This window comes from Mycolicibacterium sp. MU0053, assembly GCF_963378095.1.
Classification (GTDB): Bacteria; Actinomycetota; Actinomycetes; order Mycobacteriales; family Mycobacteriaceae; genus Mycobacterium; species Mycobacterium burgundiense.
Genome location: NZ_OY726397.1, coordinates 2,776,306 through 2,794,736 on the forward strand (window position 1 = coordinate 2,776,306; position 18,431 = coordinate 2,794,736).

An 18,431-nucleotide genomic window follows, 5' to 3' on the forward strand; every position below is an offset into this window, starting at 1 on the left:
TGGTTTGATGCTACCCCGCCTCGGCGTAGGCGCCCAGCGCAGCGTGCGCGGCCTGCCGCACCCGCTGGGCCAGCTCTTCCGGTTCGACAACGCGCACCTGCGCGCCGAAGCCCAGCACCAGCCGGGCCATCCAGTCGTCGGATGCGTAGGTCATCGCCGCCTCGAAATGCCCGTCGGGCAACTCGCGCAGCACCCGCATCGGGTAGTACTCCAGCATCCACGCCGCCTCCGGCGCGATCCGCAGCGTCGCCGCCGGCAGCGCGGGATCCGCGTCGAACAGCGACGTGTCGGTCGTGCCCTGCACCGCGGGTTCCGGTGGCGCGGCGGGCTCGTCGAGCACCGAGGCGTCCACGATGCGGTCGAATCGGAACAGCCGGACCCCTTCGGCCTCCCGCGACCAGGCCTCCAGGTAGCTGTGGTCGCCGACGAGCACCACGCGGATCGGGTCGACGACGCGCTCCGAGAGGGTGTCGCGCGAGGCGGAGTAGTACTCGAGGCTCAGCGCGTGGCCGGTGCGCACCCCTTCGCGGACCGCGGCCGCGGCTTGGCTCTCGGCCGGTGCCCGCTCGGCTTCGGCGCCGACCGATCCGGGGTGATGCACGGCGCCGGCCGCCGATTCGATCTTCGCGATCGCGCTGCGGGCGGCCTCCGGATCGACCACACCGGGCACATCGGCCAACGCACGCAACGCCATCACCAGGCCGGTGGCCTCGGGCGAGGTCAGCCGCAGCGGCTCGTCGATGCCCGCGGAGAACGTCACGTCGATGGTGTCGCCGGAGAACTCGAAGTCGATCAGGTCGCCGGGCCCATACCCCGGCAGCCCGCACATCCACAGCTGATCAAGGTCCTGTTCGAGCTGCTTGCGGGTTACTCCGAGGTCGGCGGCCGCCTCGTCATAGGTGATGCGCGGGTTGGCCTTGAGGTAGGGAACCATGTTCAGCAGCCGGACCAGCCGGGCTGAGACCGAGCTACTCATTCGGACTCCCCCGCCGCGCCGCGCAACCGCGTCAGCACCTCATCGCGCAGGGTGGCCGGCTCCAACACCACCGCGTCGGCCCCGTGGCCGGCGATCTCCCGGCCCAGCCCGCCGTAGGGGCCGGTGTCGAGTTCGATCACCTCGCCCGAACGTCCGCCCAACGTCATGGCACCCGTGGAGGTTCCGGCTCGGCGCAGCGCGGTGGCGCGTCCGTCGGCGACCCACACCCGGGCCTGGACCCCGCCGGGCGCGTCACTCACCGCGCGGGCGACCACGGCGCGCAGATCGATCCCGTCGGGGCGTTGCACCGCCCCGGGCGGGCCCACCGCCGTGACCTCCGGTCCCATCCGGGAGAGCCGGAAGGTGCGGGTGTCGTCGCGATCACGGTCATGGCCCACCAGATACCAGCGACCGTTCTGAGTGACCACCCCCCACGGTTCCACGGTGCGTTTGGTGAACGGCGCGGCCCGCGACGAGCGGTGCTCGAATTCGACGACCTGACCGGCGTTGATTGCGCTCAGCAGTACCCCGAGCACGCCCTCGGAACCGCGCAGGCCCGGAAAGCCGGTAGGTGCGCTCAGCGGAACCCCGGCCTCCGGTTCGACGTCGACGCCGCCGGCCCGCAGCTTCAGCAGCGCGCCCTGCGTGGCGGTGACCAGTTCCGGGGACTGCCACAGCTGGGTGGCGACCGCGACGACGGCGGCCTCGTCCGCGGTGAGCTGGATGTCCGGCAGGGCGTAGGCGTCGCGGTTGATCCGGTAACCCTCGGTCGGATCCAGCGACGACACCCGCCCGGTCTCCAGCGGTATGCCCAGGTCCCGAAGCTCGTTCTTGTCTCGCTCGAACATGCGGGAGAACGCGTCGTCGCTGGGACTGTCGCCGTACCCGGCGACGCTGTTGCGGATCCGTTCGGCGGTGATATAGCCGTGCGTCGACAACAGCGCGATGACAAGGTTCATCAGCCGTTCGACTTTGGCGGTCGTCACGTTGTCAGCCCACGCCTTACATCGAAGCTATGAGTCGTTTGACCCGCTCGTCGACGGAGCGGAACGGGTCCTTGCACAACACGGTGCGTTGCGCCTGGTCGTTGAGCTTGAGGTGCACCCAGTCCACCGTGAAGTCCCGACCCGCCTCCTGCGCTGCGGCGATGAACTCGCCGCGCAGCTTCGCGCGGGTGGTCTGCGGCGGGGTGTTGACGGCTTCGTCGATCTCCTCGTCGGTGGTGATCCGGGCCGCCAGACCCTTGCGCTGCAGGATGTCGAACACCCCCCGGCCGCGTTTGATGTCGTGATAGGCGAGGTCGAGTTGCGCGATCTTCGGATCGGACAGCTCCATGTCGTACCGATCCTGATAGCGGTCGAAGAGCTTGCGCTTGATCACCCAGTCGATCTCGGTGTCCACCTTCGCGAAGTCCTGGCTCTCGACGGCGTCGAGCTGACGACCCCACAGGTCGACGACCTGCTCGAGTTGCGCATTGGGTTCCCGGTTCTGCAGGTGCTCGACGGCGCGCGCGTAGTACTCGCGCTGAATGTCGATCGCGCTGGCCTGCCGGCCGCCGGCCAGCCGCACGGGACGCCGCCCGGTCAGGTCGTGGCTGACTTCCCGGATTGCCCGGATCGGGTTGTCGAGCGAGAAATCCCGGAACGGCACGCCCGCCTCGATCATTTCGAGCACCAGCGCCGCGGTACCCACCTTGAGCATCGTGGTGGACTCGCACATGTTGGAGTCGCCCACGATGACGTGCAGCCGGCGGTACTTCTCGGCGTCGGCGTGCGGCTCGTCGCGGGTGTTGATGATGGGCCGGCTGCGGGTGGTCGCGCTCGAGACGCCCTCCCAGATGTGCTCGGCGCGCTGCGACAAACAGAATGTCGCGGCCTTCGGCGTCTGCAGCACCTTGCCCGCTCCGCAGATCAGCTGTCGGGTCACCAGGAACGGCAGCAGCACATCGGAGATCCGGGAGAACTCGCCGGCGCGCACAATCAGGTAATTCTCGTGGCAGCCGTAGGAGTTGCCGGCGGAGTCGGTGTTGTTCTTGAACAGATAGATGTCCCCACCGATGCCCTCGTCGGCCAACCGCTGCTCGGCGTCGATCAGCAGGTCTTCGAGGACCCGCTCGCCGGCGCGATCGTGGTTGACGAGTTGGATCAGACTGTCGCACTCGGCGGTGGCGTACTCGGGGTGGCTACCCACATCGAGATACAGCCGCGCGCCGTTGCGCAGGAAAACATTCGAACTGCGGCCCCACGACACCACACGGCGGAACAAGTACCGGGCGACCTCGTCCGGGGACAGTCGCCGATGGCCGTGGAACGTGCAGGTGACACCGAATTCGGTCTCAATACCCATGATCCGTCGCTGCACGATGTCGAGCTTACGGGGTGGCTTCGCCCAACGGTGCAGAAGAATCGCTGCGCGCGCCCCGCCCGCGCCAGTTCGTCGTGACTTGACGGCGCTACCAGCGTCGTCGCTGGGCTGTGGATTCTCGTCCACGCGGGCGCGCCGGCAGTTGTCAGCATGCGCGGATGGACCCCGTCGCACTGTCCGTGGACCCCGAGCGACTGCGAGTTGCCGCCCGCGGCGCCCAGGAGTTGGCCGAGCGGGTGCGCCGCATCCGATGTCCGGGGCTCGACGGCGCCATGCCCGGTTCGGCCCTCGAGGCGATCCGTCCTGACGATGCCACCGCGCGGGCTCAGGCCGACCTCGTGGCCGGGTTGCTGGCCTGGGGCCGCCGCGCCGACGCGGTGGCCGACGAATTCGCGCGCTCCGACGCGGATGCGGCGGCCCGGCTGCGGCGATGACGACCGGCTTGACGGTCGGCGACGTCGAGCGCTGGCGTCCCGAGGCGCTGCTGGCGGTCGCGGCGGGCTGGGACGGACTGGCCGGGCAGCTGCGCGAGGTCGCCGACCACCTGAGTGGACTGGACCGCACCGGTTGGCGCGGCCGGTCGGCCTCGCGCGGATGGTCGCAGCTGGAGCACCTGCGCGAGACCGCCACCGAATGGGCAGTGGCGTTCGGGGCGGCCGCCGCGGCGGCGCGTGACGGGGCCACGGTGATCGGCGCCGCGCGCGAGGAATTCCTCGTGCTGCTCGCGTCGGTCCGCGGCGACGGACACACCGTCGCCGACGACGGCCTGGTCACCGATGGCGCCGCCGAGTTGACAGTTCGGGTGCGTTACGGATTGCGTCAGGTCGCGGTCGCCGACCGCGATGTCGCCGACGAGATCGCCCGCCTCGTCGCCGCCCCGGCCGGTGCGGCTCCTGACGGTGCAGCCGTGCCCACCGCACCCGCGGCCGCCGGTGTCGTCTCCGGATGGCCGGCAATGAGCCAGGACCGCATCGCCGAACAGATCGCCGCAATGAGCGCCGAAGGACGCCGCCGCCTCATCGAGTCCGCGCCCGGGTCGGTGGGCAACACCGACGGAGTGCCCTGGCCCATGCGGATCGCCGCGAACCGCATCAACATCGCCGAAGCCATAGCCGCACAGCGCCAGATCCTGGCGCGACCGGAGGACGACAAGATCCGCGCGGTGCTCGACCGCGGTTTCGGAGTGGGCATCGGGATCGGTGGCCAGGGCGGCGTGGGCGGCACCTTGGACCCGGCGTCGGCCGAGCGACTGCGCGCGGTGGTGTTCCTCGATCCCGGCTGGCGGGCGGCGGCGATCGCCGCGCACGATCGGGATGCCCAGCGGCGCATCGCGTTCTATCGCGGCCTGCTCGAGGCGGTGCCCGATCCCACCGGACGCACCCGGGGGTTCGGGCCCCGCCAAATCCTGGCCTTCGATCCGGCCCGGTCCTCGTTGATCGAACTCCACGGCGATCTAGACACCGCCGAGAGCCTCGGGGTGCTCGTCCCGGGATTGAACACCACGGTGCTCGATTCGGCCGCCAATGTCCGCACCGCGCGGCGCTTCGTGGCCGCCGGCGGCGGCGACGTCGCGATGATCACCTACCTCGGCGGCCCCTTCCCCGCCGGCGGGGACGCGGTGGGCGGCCTGCTCGAGGCGGCCGACCCGAGCTACGCGCTGCAGATGGCGCCGCGCTTGGTGGCGTTCAGCGAGGATGTCGAGCGCACCGTGGCGGCCACCGACCGGCCCCTGCCGGTCACCTACATCGGGCATTCCTACGGCGGTTCGATTCTCGGCACCGCGGAGCGGCTGGGTCTGACCGCCGACCGCACGATCTACGTGGCCGCGGCCGGCGCGGGCGTCGGGGTCCTTGACGAAACGGATTGGCACAACCGCAATCCCGACGTGCAGCGATATTCAATGACCGCACCCGGCGATCCGATCGAGTGGGTGCAGGGGCTACCGGGCAGCCCGCATGGCGCCGACCCGGACGAGATGTCCGGGGTGTGGCGGTTGAGCACCGGCCGACGACTCGATGGTTCCGAGATGTCCGGCCTCGCCGCCCACAGCGACATCGTCAACGAACCGTCCGATGCCTGGCACAATCTGCTCGCCGTGATCACCGGCACGCCGGTGCGGCGGTGAGCTCAGACCAGTTGCTCGGCCATCTCTTCGACCTTGGCCCGGCTGCGCTTCGGGTCCGACCCGGCGACGTAGTTCGGCGAGGTGACCGGACCGTGCACGCCGCCCGCGACACGTTTCTGCGCCTGCCGGAACTCCGGCAATGGCCCCATGGCGAGGTGGAGGCCGTTGATCACGGACCACACCGAGGCCTGGCGGAGGGCGCGTTCGATGGGATTGGGCTTGCGGTGCATCACCATCGCGGCGGCCCAACTGGGCAGCGTGTCGCGAATCGCCCAGTCGATGAACTCGCCGCCGGGCGGGCCGGGGTACTTGGGATCGGCCAGGTTGGACCCGGTCGCCGCGGCCGTGCCGTAGGTGATCGCGAGCTTGGGCAGATACGAGTGCAGGCAGTCGAGCGTCTCCGCCTTGGTCTCGGGCAGGTCGGTGCCGCCGAGCGCCTGCCCGACCTTGACGAACTCGCGGTAGTAGCGGTCGATCTTCTTCCCCCGCAGGGGATTCGGATGGTAGTACTCGTGGGCCGTGGCAATCCCCCACACCACGGTGGCGTAGTTCCACCGCAACCATTCCGGGTCGTCGGCGTCATAGGGCAGCCCATCCGGGCGAACCCCCTTGACGGTGTGGTGCATGGCCCGCACGGTGTTGGCCAGCCGCTCGGCGGTGGCCGTCGACCCATAGGCGGTGCCGATGAAGAACGACACTGAATGCGCGAGCCGCACCGTCGCGCCCTCCGGGTTGATGCGCAGGTCGAAGAGATCGCCGTCCGGGCGCTCGACGATGCGCGAGTGGTCGACGCCCATCCAGAAGATGCTGGGGTCGAACCGTTCGAGGTAGGCCGCGCACTGCAACCCGAACACCAACGCCGGCATATGGGAGTGCACGTGCCAGACCGCGCTGTCGGGTCCGAACCAACCCGGATCCCCGTCCGGGCCATCGAATTCCAGACCACGGAAGTAGCGGCTTCGGATCTCGTCGTCGTAAAACCCGGCGATCCGGGACTGCAGCAGTTGGTGCGGAAGTTGCATGCCGGCAAGCCTACAATTCTGGATACGGGCGTGTCCAGAACTTCGCGTCACTAGGCTGGTCCCGTGTCGAGCCCCACCAGGTGGGCGGGTGTCCCGCTGACCGATCGCCGGATCGAGCGCCGTGCGCTGCTGATCGCGGCGGCGTTCGCGCTGTTCGGAGAGGGTGGCGAGGTCGCCGTCTCGGTGCGCTCGGTGTGCCGCAAGACCGCGCTGAACACGCGGTACTTCTATGAGAGTTTCAGCGACACCGACGAACTGCTCGGCGCGGTCTACGACCAGGTCGCGGCCGAGATGAACACTGCGGTGCAGGCAGCCATCGACGCGGCCGGCGACACCGATGTCGAGCGGATGCGGGCCGGGGTCAAGGCCGTGCTCGGGTTCAGTTCGGCCGATCCGCGGCGGGGCCGGGTGCTGTTCACCGAGGCGCGGGCGAACCCCGTGCTGACGGCGCGGCGCCAGGTCGCCCAGGAGACTTTGCAGCAGATGGTGCGCAGCCAACACGAGCACGCCCATCCCGGCAACGACCGCACCGCGACCCTGGTCGCGGCGGCGATGTTCACCGGGGCCATGGCGGAGTTGGCGCAGCAGTGGCTGGCCGGCAACCTCGGCACCGATCTCGAGGACGTCGTCGAGCATGCGGTCCGATTTGTGCTGCTGACCTCCTGAGTACCCGGATCAGGGCTAGTAACTGTTGCTCAGATGGTGAGCGTTAGTGCTCGATACAGCGTTCTAGTGAGCGTGCTTGTGGTGTGACACCTACGGAGTGGGCACGGTCGGAGGGTGCGCATCGTCAGACGGGGGTATCGCTGGTTTCGGGAGGCCACGTTGTCGGTGCCGGCGGTGCGGATGAATCAGAGCACGGTGTTGGTGAGCCGGGTTAAGGCGCTGGGTTGTGCGCAGCGCGATGTTGGCCCAATCCCGAATGTCGGTGCCTTGGGTAACAATCTGGGTTATGGACAGTGGGCGTGGGGCGTTGCGCCGGATTACCGGTCCGGTGGTTGCTGCGGCGCCGGCGGGAGTACGGATCCGCACCCGGATTGCGCTGACGAAGTCTGAGGCGGCTGCGGTGGCGTCCATCGGAGCGTTTCTGGGATCGGTGTACCGCACGGAGTGGGCGGCCCGGGTGGAGTTGGGTCGGTTGGACTACAAGGCGCACGCCGTGTGGCGGGCGGAGCGCAAACAGGCGCTGACGGCGGTGTCGTCGTCACGGTGGGCCGGGGCGATCACCCGATCTGTGGAAATCCAGTACCAGCTGGGCCTGCGCACCCTCAACGCGCACGTCACCGATCTGCGCCAAGGCATCGAGGTGCTCGAAGCGCGGTGCGCGCTGCGCCCCGGCACCCGGGAAACCACCCCCACCGGTGCTCGGCGGTCCCGGCGGCGTGGTTACCGCACCGCCGGTGAGCGGTTCGCGAAGACCCGGCGGCTGGCGATCCTGCGTGAGCGGCTCGCCGCCGCGCAGAAGGCCTTCGATGCGGGTCGGCCCTCGATCACGATGGGTGGGAAACGGTTGTGGCGGAACCGCACCCACCTCGACGAGACGGGCATGACCGAAGAGCAGTGGCGGGCGCGCTGGGATGCGGCGCGGATGTTCTGCACTGCTGATGGTGAATCGGGCAAGGCCGGCGGCAACGAAACCCTGCGCGTCGATGCGGCGGGCCGGTTGCGGATCAAAGTCCCCGCCGCCTTGGCCGCCGAGTTTGGGTCGCATCTGAACATCGCGGCACCGGTGAGCTTCAGCCACCGCGGCCGCGAGTGGGCTGCGCGGGTCGCGGCCCGACAAGCGGTGCGCTACGACCTGCGCTACGACCCGTCCCGGGGACGCTGGTACCTGGATGCCTCCTGGAAACACGACACCGCGGTGGTGCCGCCGTCGATCGAGGAGCTGCGGACCGGCCCGGTCCTCGGTGTCGACCTCAACGCCGAGCACCTGGCCGCCTGTGTGCTCGACGGCTCCGGGAACCCCGTCGGGAACCCGATCACGATCCCGGTCGCGACCGCAGGGTTGGCGGCATCGCGCCGTGATGGTCGGGTCCGCGCGGCGATCACCACCGTGCTCGATACCGCCACCTATGCCGGGTGCACCGCGGTGGTCATCGAGAACCTCGACTTCACCGACGCGCGCGCGGTCGGCCGGGAGACGATGGGACGCGGTAAACGTGGAAAACGATTCCGTCGCGCGGTGGCCGGTATCCCCACCGCGAAGTTCCGGAACCGCCTGAGCGCCATGGCCGCCCGCCGCGGAATCGGGATCATCGGCGTCGATCCGGCCTACACCAGCAGATGGGGTGCCCAACATTGGGCCAAACCCCTGCAACAACAGACTTCCGAACCGGTCACCGGCCATCACGGTGCGGCGATCGCGATCGGCAGACGTGGCCTCGGTCAGGCGATCAGGCGACGGCCGGCAGGACCCCGCAACGGACAGCGGACCGTTACGGGCACACCACCGGCCAGGCCTGAACGTCAACCGGACCGCGTTGGTAGGCGCGGCAGTTCCGGCCCACCCGTGCGCACACGATGCGCATCGGTCCCCCGAAGAACACCGGCCACCAGCGGCCAACACCGTTCGGGCCGCAACCGAGCAAAACGCACTACTGCTCACCCATGAGGAACGGTTACGCTGCGAAGATGCCTTTCAAGCGGGCACCTGCAGTGTCATCCCTGGCGCAAAGCCGGTTGCCGCGCGAGAACCCTTGTGTGTCGGTCCGCAACGAGCATTACGTCGATTCGGTGGCCCGCCGATTCCGGGTGCTCAAGATCGCCACCGGGATCGCCGCGGTAGTCAGCGGGTCGTTCGGACTCTGGGAGCTGATCCGCGACGTCGGCATATGGCAGATCGCGATGGTCAACATCGGCACCGCCGTTCTGTTCGTGGCCATTCCGCTGCTGTGGCGGTTCAGCGACGTGCTCACGGTGCTGGTTTTCGTCGCGGTGGCCTACGCCTCGGTGTTCTTCCTGGCCTGGACGGTGGGCACCGGAACGGGCATCCAGTTCTACTTCCTGGCCGCGGTCACGATCGTGGTCCTGGTGCTCGGCATCGATCGGATCGTGCTCGCCGGTGTCCTGGCCGCCGTCGGTGCGCTACTGGTGATCGTCCTGGAAATCAACGTGCCGCATGACACCGGGATTCAACCACCTGCGGTGCTCACCATCGGATTCGCCACCTCCGCGGTGGGTGCGGCCCTGTTGGCCTTCGCGACCATCTGGTACGCATTGCGCGAAACCGCGCGCGCCGAGCACGCCATGGAGCTGGAATATGAACGCTCCGAACAACTCTTGGCAAATATCCTGCCGAGTAGCATCGCCGACCGGCTCAAGGACCCCGACCACGACATGATCGCCGACGCCTACGACGACGCCTCCGTGCTGTTCGCCGACATCGCCGGCTACACGGAGCGCGCCAGCCAAACCGCTCCGTGCGATCTGGTGAAGTTCCTGGATCAGCTCTACACCGAGTTCGACCGGCTCGTCGATATCCACCGCTTGGAGAAGATCAAGACCACCGGCGACTCCTACATGGTGGTCAGCGGTGTACCAGAGCCCCGACCCGACCACCTGCACGCGCTGGCGGCACTGGCGCTGGACATGCGGGCCGCGATCGCGGAGTTGCGCGATCCGGCGGGGCGCCGGGTGCCCATCCGGATCGGGTTGGCCGCCGGCCCCGTGGTCGCCGGGGTGGTCGGAGCGCGACGGTTCTTCTACGACGTGTGGGGCGACGCGGTCAACGTCGCCTCGCGGATGGAATCGACCGACCAGGAAGGCCGTATCCAGGTGCCCGACGCGGTCTATCAGCGGCTACGGGCGGATTTCGTGTTCGAAGAACGCGGCGATGTCGCCGTCAAGGGCAAGGGTGTCATGCACACCTGGTACCTGGTGGGACGACGCGGCGACAGCACCCCGCAACGGGTTCGACCCGCCCAGTCCGAGACTGGGCGGGTCGAATCATCGGCTGCGAGTTAGACCTTGCGGTTCTCCGACTTGATCAGCCAGGCCAACTTCTCGAGGCCCTCGATCTGCTGATGCAGGATGTCAGCGGTGGTCGGGTCCTCCGCGTCGACGGACTCGTGGACGTCGCGAATCGTGTCAACGGCGGCCTGAATACGGGTGGTGATCAGGTCCACTACCTCCGCGGTGTTCTGCTCATGGGGCGGGAACTCCGGCAGGGAGGTGGTCGCGGCCACGGTATCGGTGCGGCCGTCCGGCACTGCCCACAGGGCCCGCATGCGCTCGGCGATGGTGTCGCTGCCCACGCGGGTGAAGTCGACGAGTTCGTCGAGCTGAAGGTGCATGTCGCGGAAGTTGGTGCCCACCACGTTCCAGTGCGCCTGCTTGCCCTGCAGTTGCAGCTCGATCAGGTCGACGAGAACCCGCTGGAGGTTGTCGATGAACTTTTCGGACGGGGCGAACCCGACAATCTCACTGGCGTCGCGTCGCTTATTGGTGATGGTTGCTGATGCAGTCACTGATAGCCCTTCCTCTGTTTCACGGTTATCGTTCGAGGGTGCTCCGAGCCGGTGCGGAGAGCACGTGCAATTTGCGGCACTTATGCCTCTCACCTGCATATTTACTCGTTTCAAACCACTCACTAACTATTAACGTTTAATCCCGTGGATTATTTCTAAATGGAATGTATCTTCGATCACGATAGGCCAGCCTTACCTTTGCTGCTATTTTCACTCGGGTGGTCACGGCCGGGCCAAGCTTCGCGCGTAGTTGGTGCCCATGCCCAGCAGGACCAACCCCACCACGATGAACGCCGCGACCCGGAACATCCCGTCGAGGGTGCCGAGGTCGAACAGGAACAGCTTCGCCGTGGCCGCTGCCGTCAACGACAACCCGGCCAGCAGTGGCGCCGTGCGCGCCTCACCACCCGGCATCCGACGCGCAAGGTGGAACAGCGCGGCGGCCGCGCCGATCCAGCAGATCGTCGCCACCATATGGCCGCCGAGAAAACCACCCTCCCGGCCGGCCAGTAGTACGCCGGCCGTCACCGCTGACATCGTGATCGCGTACAAGCCGACCAGTCCCGCACCCGCCCACACCGTGCGCACGCCGTCCTCATCGAGACGGCCGTATCCGGTCCACGACCAGGCCATCACCAAGACCGCCGCGATCAGCAGCACACTGGAGATCAGCGTCGACACCGCGACGGAGGTGGGCAGTGTGGTGGCTTGCAGCAGCGTCTCCGGCGGCGCGAACGCCAGGTACAGCATGGCGCCCACCGCCGCGAAACCCGCTGCGGCCCAGCGGGAGACGGTGCTGCGCCGGCCCGCGACCCCGGTGATCAGCGCCAACCCAAGCAGCGCCGGTCCTTCCACCAACCCGGCGCAGGCCACCGTCACGGTGATCAGCGCGGCTACGGCCGCCAATGCCGACCAGATGGCCACGACGGTGTCGTCGACCCCGGGCAGTCGGCGAGCCAGCAGCACGACGGCGAGCATCCCGACGGCCACTGTGGCGGCAATCAGGGCGCCCAGCACCCGCGGCACCGCGGTTGCGGCGACCAGCGCCGGCACGGTTCCCGCGACCGTCAGCAGCGCCATCGCAACTCGATTACCAGTGTGCGGCAACAGGATCAAGGCACCGATCACCGCCAGCAGCGCCGCGATCGCGCAAGCTGCGCCCAGTAGCCACGGGTCATTGCCGGCACCGAATGCCCCCGCAACCGAAGCAATGAACAGTGCCATCAGCAGCGGTAGCGTGACCGCGGCCGTCCGAGCCGCATGCAGCCAGATCCAGTCCTTGCCGAGCTGCACCGGCAACGCAGCTGCCGAGAGCGCAATCATGAACGCGATCAGCAGCAGCGACACCCCGTCCGCCACGATCGGCGCGAGCACCGTCAACGGCACCAGGACCAGCAGCCCGAGTTGCTGTGAGTCCCAGCGGCGGGCCAGGGTCAGGCCCGCTCCCCCGATCGACGCCGCCAGCAGCAGGCCGGCGGATCCGGGGATCCAGTCGTAGATGGTGGTGACGGCGATGACATCCATGTAGGCGGCCGCAATTCCGGTGGCGGTCAGCGCGATTGCACCTACCTGTCCGCCGGGCCGGCGGGACAACCGCACTCCGATCATGACCAACGCACCCGCCAGCACCGCCCCGGCTCCGACCCGGAGTTCGGGACGCAGGATCCCGGCCTGGGCGGCCAACACGAGCAGCAGCACTACGCCGATCAGCGTCACCCCGACCCCGGCGACCGCGAGCAGCTTGCCGATCCAGCCCTGGCCCTCATCGTTGCCCAGGCGTGTGGTCAGCGTGGGTCTCGGTGTGGCCGGCGGAACGGGGCGCGAAACCGGGAACGGCGCCGGGGCCGGGACTGGTGGTGGCGGCGGCGGGACCGGTGGCGGTGGCGGCACCGGTGCGGGCCTGGCGGCCGACGGCGGGGCAGTCGGGCCCAGGGTTCGTTGCAACTCGCTGAACTGCCCGGCAACGCGGGCCATTTGCTGCGACATCTGCTGAAACTCTTCGGACAACCGTTGCAGGGCAACCTGATGCGGTGCAGTCATGACTGCCATCGTGCGCGGCCCCCGGCCTGGGCGCATGAGTAGGACTACCCGACTGTCAGGATTCCTTGTCCAGTCCGTGTTCGATCGCGTACCGGGTCAATTCGACGCGGTTGGCCAGTTGCAGCTTGCGGAATGTCGCCTGCACATGATTTTCCACCGTGCGATGGCTGACCGAAAGTTTGGCGGCAATCTGCTTGGCGGTCAACCCCTTTGCCACGTAGCGCAGCACCTCGGTTTCGCGTTCGGTCAACTTTGGTCCGGCAGCCTGGGCGCTCGGAACACGGGCGATGCGCCGGTACTCCCCCAGCACCAATCCGGCCAGGCCCGGGGTGAACACCGCCCGCCCTCGCGCGGTTTCGACCACCGCCGTGGCGAGCTCGGCCCTCGATGCGCTCTTCACCAGGTAACCCGTCGCGCCGGCCTTGACCGCCTGCAGCACATCGTCGCGCTCCCCGGAGGCCGAGAGCACCAGCACCCGACTCGTCGGCGACACCTCGAGCACCCCGACCGTTGCGGCCGCGCCGTCACCGTCGGCCAACTGCATGTCCATCACCACCACATCGGGATGCACGACGGCGGCTCGACGGCGCGCGGCGGCCACCCCCTCGGCGGTCGCCACGACGTTGAAGCCTTCGTCGGCCAGATCGCGGGCCACCGCATCACGCCAGATGGGGTGGTCGTCGACGATCATCACCGTGATCGGCGCGGTGTTGTCCTCAGCCACGCTGTTGTCCCGGTTCCGATTGACTCCTGGGTACGGTCAGTTCCCATTCGACGCCGTCGCCCACCTCCGTGGCCAATCGGGCCGATCCGCCCAACGCAGTGAGCCGGCCGACGATCGACTGGGAGATCCCCATCCTGCCCTCGGCTTCGGCCCGAGCCAGGCGATCCGGCGCGATACCTACGCCGTCGTCACGGATGCTGATCGTCACGGCGTCGCCGAGATCCTCGAGCAGCACATACGCCCGAGCCTGCTCCCCAGCATGCGCGCGCACGTTGTCCAGCACATTGCCGACGGCCGCATCCAGCTCGCTCACCACGATCGAATCGAGCAGCACCGGCGTTCCCGGCACACTGATCACCACCCCGTCCTCGGCCCGCCGGTTCAGCCACTCCCGCAGGTCGACCGCCTGCGGGTCAATGTCCTGCCCGGCGGTATCGACGCTGACCAACCTGCGCAGCGCGCGTTCCTGTTCCCCGGCCAGCTGGGCGAGTTCTGTTGTCGGCCCACCGATCTCATTCCCGCGCTTGGCCACCAGCGCCAACACTTGCATGACCCCGTCGTGGACCTGACGGGCCAGGCGTTCACGCTCGGCCACCGCGGCCGAGATCCGCACCGCGCGTTCCAACTCGGCGTGGGCACGGCGCGCGGTCTGGGCGGCCATCCCCACCGCCAACCCAACCGCGAGTTCGATGATGATCGTCGCGTTACGGGTGAAGTCGAAGCTCACCGACCCCTTCAGCGCGGCGTAGACGGCCATGACGCCCACCCCGGCACCCATCCCGGCCACGGGGCCGAGCAGAATCGCCGCGGAGATCGGCGCGTTGGTGGCCCACAGGGTCGTCGGCCAGGACTGGTTGGCGGCGATCCATTCCGGTGCGGCCACCAGGTGCGTTGACCAGATCAGCAGGATCACGACCAGGAACTCGGCGGTCACCCAGGCCGGTCGACGCCCGAAGCCGTGCAGATAGGCCACCGCGCAGGCCAACGTCCAGCCGGACAGGACCGCGAACAGCACCCATCCCCGCATCGGGTGTTCGATGTCGTCCATGCCGGCGATCTGGAACCCCGCCGCGTACAGATAGCTCAGCAGCCGGAACACCTGCGCCGCCCGCCACAATGGGGCCGCGGGATCGTACGCGGTTGGACGCGGGGCGCTCACCTGGTGGCGCCGTTGATCTGCGGCTGATCGATCATCCCGAGTTCGACGCCCCACATGGTCGCGATGGTGCGGTACTCGCCGGTGCTCATCACGTGTTCGAGCGCCAGCCGCAGGGCCTCGCCCAGCTCGGAACCCTTGGGCACCGGCCAGCCGTAGAGGCCCGCGTCGAACACCTCCCCCGCGGTTTCGAGCGCACCCCCGCTGGTCTTGACCGCGAAGCCGGTCACCGGAGAGTCGGCCGACATCGCGTCGACGTCGCCGGCGATCAATGCGGCGGTGAGATCGTCCTGGCGCGTGAAGGCCACCTTCTCGATCGGGGGCCTGCCGGCAGCCAGGCATGCCTGGTTCTTGGCGGGGATCTCCTCGGTCTCCTGAATCACGCCGTAGGCCACTCCGACTCGCAGCCCGCAGGCGTCGTCCGGGTCGATTCCGGCGCCCGGGCGCTGCGCCCACAGCGTGCCCGCGGAGAAGTAGTTCACGAAGTCCACCATGCGTTCGCGGGCCTTGGTGTCGGTCACCGACGACATCCCGACGTTGAAGCTGCCGCCCACCACCGAGGACATGATGGCGTCGAACGCCGTCTCCCGGTAATCCGGTGTCAGGCCCAATGTCCGGGCCACCGCGTCCATCAGATCGACGTCGAATCCCACCAGTTCGCCGTAGGAGTCCCGAAACTCGTTGGGCGCGTATGGAACGTTGACCCCGATGACCAGCCGGCCGGTCGCGCGGATGTCGGCGGGCACGGTCTCGGCAATCGCGGCCACCGCACCGTCGGGCAGCTCGACCGCGACCGGTGCGGTGCTTTCGGCGACGTTGGCGGCCCGGGTCCGCTCGTCGGAGACGCCCCGCAACTGCCAGGCGCCGAAGGTGCACACCGATGCCACCAACACTCCGGTGACGGCCGCGACGAGCACCCGGCGCCGGGACAGCGGGCGGGGTCGAGACGCCCGGTGCGTGGACCGCTCCGTCCGGCGCGTGGGTCGAATCTTGGGTTGGTTCACCGCGCGTCGGGCCGCGACGGCCAGGGCCGAGACACTTGCGTAGCGGTCAGCCGGATCCTTGGCCATGCCCTTGGCGATCACCTCGTCGAACGCGGCCAGGGCGGGGTCGGCGTCCGAGGGACGGGGCGGCGGAGCGACCATGTGGCCGGCGATCTGCTGCTCCAGGCTGTCGCTGGGGTAGGGCCGGTTGCCGGTCAGACACTCATAGAGCACGCACGTCAGGGCGTAGACGTCGGAGCGCGGGTCGCTGGGACCGCCGTGGAACCGTTCCGGCGCCATGTAGGCCAGCGTGCCCAGCGTGTTGCCGGCGGTGGTGACGCCGGGTTCGGTGGTGGTACGCGCGAGTCCGAAGTCGATCAGGTAGACGAATTCACGCTCGGAGATCAGGATGTTGGACGGTTTGACGTCGCGGTGGACCAGACCGACCTGATGCGCGGCGTCGAGCGCCGACCCCACCTGCTCGACCACCACCGTCGCCAACTCGGAACCCAGCGGAGCGGCACGTCTGCTCAGGATCGCGGCCAGGGTCAGTCCCTCGATTAACCGCATGTCGAGATAGAGCCGGCCATCGATTTCGCCGTACCCGTGGATCGGGACGACATGCGGGTCGTTGACCCCGGCCGCGGCCTGCGCCTCCCGCCGGAACCGCCGCTGAAACACGGCGTCGCGGGCGAGATGCAGGGGCAGCAGCTTCAGCGCGACTATCCGGTCGGTCTTGGAGTCGCGGGCGCGGTACACCTCCCCCATACCGCCACGGCCGAGCAGCTCCAGCAGCTCGTAGTGGCCAAAGTGCTCAGGCTCAGCAGACGTGGTATCCACCGTTCATCCCTGGGCGTCAACGCCCCCCGACGAAGTTGACTGAATTTACATCACCTTCGACAGGAATGCCTTCGTGCGGTCGTGTTGCGGGTTGCTCAGGACCTCGCGCGGATGTCCACTTTCGACGATCACGCCCGCGTCCATGAACACCAGCCGATCGGCGACCTCCCGGGCGAAGCCCATCTCGTGCGTGACCACCACCATCGTCATCCCCTCCGCAGCAAGCTTTTTCATCACGCTGAGCACCTCCCCGACCAGTTCCGGGTCCAGCGCCGAGGTGGGTTCGTCGAACAGCATCAGCTTCGGGCTCATCGCCAACGCCCGGGCAATGGCCACCCGCTGCTGCTGGCCGCCGGAGAGTTGCGCCGGATAGGCGTTGGCCTTGGCCGACAGGCCCACCTGCTCGAGCAGGTCCTTGGCCCGTGCCGTCGCCTCGGCCTTCTTCACCTTCTTGACGTGGATCGGGGCTTCCATGATGTTTTGCAGGGCGGTGCGATGCGGGAACAGATTGAAGTGCTGGAACACCATCCCGACATCGCGACGCTGCTTGGCCGCCTCCCGGGGTGGCAATTCGTGCAGTTTGCCTCCGCGTTCGCGATAGCCGACGAGTTGGCCGTCGACGTAGAGCCGGCCGGCGGTGACCTCCTCGAGGTGATTGATGCAGCGCAGGAAGGTGGACTTGCCCGAACCCGACGGGCCGACCAGGACGAGCACCTGCCCCTTGTCGACCTCCAACGTCACGCCCTTGAGCACCTGTAGGGCACCGAAGTCCTTGCAGACCAATTCGGCCTTGACCATCGGAGTTCCGGTCATGGCTGCGGCCCACCGATCTGTTCTCGGGCCAGCGCCTCGAGTTGTTTGGTGGTCAGCTTCCGCGACGCCCCGCGGGAGAAGTACCGCTCGAGGTAGAACTGGCCGACCATCAACAGGCTGGTGGCGGCCAGATACCAGGTGGCGGCGACCAGCAGCAGCGGGATCGGTTCGAAGATGCGCGCGGCGATCTCGCGCGACGTGATGCCGTACAACTCCAGCGTGTAAGGCACGGCCGTCACCAGCGAGGTGGTCTTCAGCATGCTGATCACCTCGTTGCCGGTGGGCGGGATGATCACCCGCATCGCCTGCGGCAGGATGGTTCGGCGCATCGTCATCGCCCACGACATGCCCAGCGCGGTCGAGGCTTCGGTCTGTCCTTCCGGCACCGAACTGATTCCGGCGCGGATGATTTCGGCCATGTACGCCGCCTCGTTCAGGGCCAGGCCGATGAGCGCCAACAGAAACGGGAACGACACGTTCTGCAGGTCCAGGTGCAGCAGCGACGGCCCGAACGGGACGCCGAGTTGGACATTCTGATAGATGGTCGGGAACAGGCCCCAGAACACCAGCTGCACGTAAACCGGCGTGCCGCGGAAGATCCACAGATACACCCAGGCCACCCAGCGGAACACCGGGTTCGGCGAGAGCCGCATGACCGCCAGCACCACACCGAGGATGACCGCGAGCACCATCGCATACACCGTCAGCTGCAGGGTGTTCCAGACACCTTGCAGCACACGCTCATTGAACAGGTATTCGCGATAGGTGGCCCAGCCGTACGCCGGGTTGGTGGCGGCGCCCCACAGGAACAGCCCGGCGACGACGAGAATGGCCGCCGCGGTCACCCATCGCCACGGGTGCCGCAGCGGCACGGCATCGATGGGCGCCGGTGACGATGCCGAGTCAACACTCATCCGCGAAC

General features: G+C 68.2%; 16 protein-coding genes. 5 read left to right on the top strand and 11 right to left on the bottom strand.

What is annotated here, in order from left to right; genetic code table 11:
• Positions 1 to 10: 10 nt before the first annotated feature.
• Genes RCP80_RS12915 through pafA form a run of 3 tightly spaced genes read right to left on the bottom strand, consistent with a single transcriptional unit; the run spans position 11 to position 3,337 of the window.
• Positions 11 to 976, bottom strand: coding sequence for a helix-turn-helix transcriptional regulator (locus RCP80_RS12915; protein ID WP_308478039.1), 966 nt, complete (start codon positions 974 to 976; stop codon positions 11 to 13).
• Positions 973 to 1,962 carry a helix-turn-helix transcriptional regulator gene (locus tag RCP80_RS12920; protein WP_308478040.1) on the bottom strand — a complete coding sequence of 330 codons (990 nt, stop codon included), beginning with the start codon at positions 1,960 to 1,962 and terminating at the stop codon, positions 973 to 975. Before RCP80_RS12920 ends, RCP80_RS12915 begins: the two co-directional genes overlap by 4 nt.
• Before the next feature lie 16 nt (positions 1,963 to 1,978).
• Positions 1,979 to 3,337 carry a Pup--protein ligase gene (pafA, locus tag RCP80_RS12925; protein WP_308478041.1) on the bottom strand — a complete coding sequence of 453 codons (1,359 nt, stop codon included), beginning with the start codon at positions 3,335 to 3,337 and terminating at the stop codon, positions 1,979 to 1,981.
• A gap of 161 nt (positions 3,338 to 3,498) precedes the next feature.
• Between pafA and RCP80_RS12930 the strand changes: the two genes are divergently transcribed.
• Positions 3,499 to 3,774, top strand: coding sequence for a DUF7162 family protein (locus RCP80_RS12930; RefSeq protein WP_308478042.1), 276 nt, complete (start codon positions 3,499 to 3,501; stop codon positions 3,772 to 3,774).
• Positions 3,771 to 5,465: an alpha/beta hydrolase gene (locus RCP80_RS12935; RefSeq protein WP_308478043.1), complete on the top strand. Its 1,695-nt coding sequence runs from the start codon at positions 3,771 to 3,773 to the stop codon at positions 5,463 to 5,465. The genes RCP80_RS12930 and RCP80_RS12935 overlap by 4 nt, the downstream gene beginning before the upstream one ends.
• A 2-nt stretch (positions 5,466 to 5,467) precedes the next feature.
• Here the strand turns inward: RCP80_RS12935 and RCP80_RS12940 are convergent, their stop codons facing one another.
• A complete protein-coding gene (locus tag RCP80_RS12940) occupies positions 5,468 to 6,487 on the bottom strand; it encodes an oxygenase MpaB family protein (protein WP_308478044.1) in 1,020 nt (339 codons plus the stop codon).
• 63 nt (positions 6,488 to 6,550) lie between these two features.
• Here RCP80_RS12940 and RCP80_RS12945 point away from each other — a divergent pair, with 63 nt between their 5' ends.
• From RCP80_RS12945 to RCP80_RS12955, 3 genes are all read left to right on the top strand, one after another.
• A complete protein-coding gene (locus tag RCP80_RS12945) occupies positions 6,551 to 7,153 on the top strand; it encodes a TetR/AcrR family transcriptional regulator (RefSeq protein WP_308478045.1) in 603 nt (200 codons plus the stop codon).
• A 286-nt stretch (positions 7,154 to 7,439) separates the two neighbouring features.
• Positions 7,440 to 9,098 carry a hypothetical protein gene (locus RCP80_RS12950; RefSeq protein ID WP_308478046.1) on the top strand — a complete coding sequence of 553 codons (1,659 nt, stop codon included), beginning with the start codon at positions 7,440 to 7,442 and terminating at the stop codon, positions 9,096 to 9,098.
• A 20-nt stretch (positions 9,099 to 9,118) separates the two neighbouring features.
• Positions 9,119 to 10,450, top strand: a complete 1,332-nt coding sequence (locus tag RCP80_RS12955) for an adenylate/guanylate cyclase domain-containing protein (protein WP_373693339.1) — start codon at positions 9,119 to 9,121, stop codon at positions 10,448 to 10,450.
• On the opposite strand, the gene RCP80_RS12960 is transcribed toward RCP80_RS12955, so the two are convergent.
• The 7 genes from RCP80_RS12960 to RCP80_RS12990 form a co-directional block, all read right to left on the bottom strand.
• Positions 10,447 to 10,935 carry a Dps family protein gene (locus RCP80_RS12960; RefSeq protein ID WP_373693530.1) on the bottom strand — a complete coding sequence of 163 codons (489 nt, stop codon included), beginning with the start codon at positions 10,933 to 10,935 and terminating at the stop codon, positions 10,447 to 10,449. The genes RCP80_RS12955 and RCP80_RS12960 overlap by 4 nt on opposite strands.
• 240 nt (positions 10,936 to 11,175) lie before the next feature.
• Positions 11,176 to 12,993, bottom strand: coding sequence for a DUF2339 domain-containing protein (locus tag RCP80_RS12965; RefSeq protein WP_308478048.1), 1,818 nt, complete (start codon positions 12,991 to 12,993; stop codon positions 11,176 to 11,178).
• Between the two features lie 55 nt (positions 12,994 to 13,048).
• Positions 13,049 to 13,684: a response regulator gene (locus tag RCP80_RS12970; RefSeq protein ID WP_308482829.1), complete on the bottom strand. Its 636-nt coding sequence runs from the start codon at positions 13,682 to 13,684 to the stop codon at positions 13,049 to 13,051.
• 25 nt (positions 13,685 to 13,709) lie between these two features.
• Positions 13,710 to 14,876, bottom strand: a complete 1,167-nt coding sequence (macS, locus tag RCP80_RS12975; RefSeq protein WP_308478049.1) for a MacS family sensor histidine kinase — start codon at positions 14,874 to 14,876, stop codon at positions 13,710 to 13,712.
• Positions 14,873 to 16,696 (bottom strand): serine/threonine protein kinase StpK7, encoded by a 1,824-nt coding sequence (stpK7, locus tag RCP80_RS12980; protein ID WP_308478050.1) that lies wholly within the window; start codon positions 16,694 to 16,696, stop codon positions 14,873 to 14,875. The genes macS and stpK7 overlap by 4 nt, the downstream gene beginning before the upstream one ends.
• 45 nt (positions 16,697 to 16,741) lie before the next feature.
• Positions 16,742 to 17,509: an amino acid ABC transporter ATP-binding protein gene (locus RCP80_RS12985; protein ID WP_308478051.1), complete on the bottom strand. Its 768-nt coding sequence runs from the start codon at positions 17,507 to 17,509 to the stop codon at positions 16,742 to 16,744.
• A complete protein-coding gene (locus RCP80_RS12990) occupies positions 17,506 to 18,423 on the bottom strand; it encodes an amino acid ABC transporter permease (RefSeq protein ID WP_308478052.1) in 918 nt (305 codons plus the stop codon). The genes RCP80_RS12985 and RCP80_RS12990 overlap by 4 nt, the downstream gene beginning before the upstream one ends.
• Between the last annotated feature and the right edge of the window lie 8 nt (positions 18,424 to 18,431).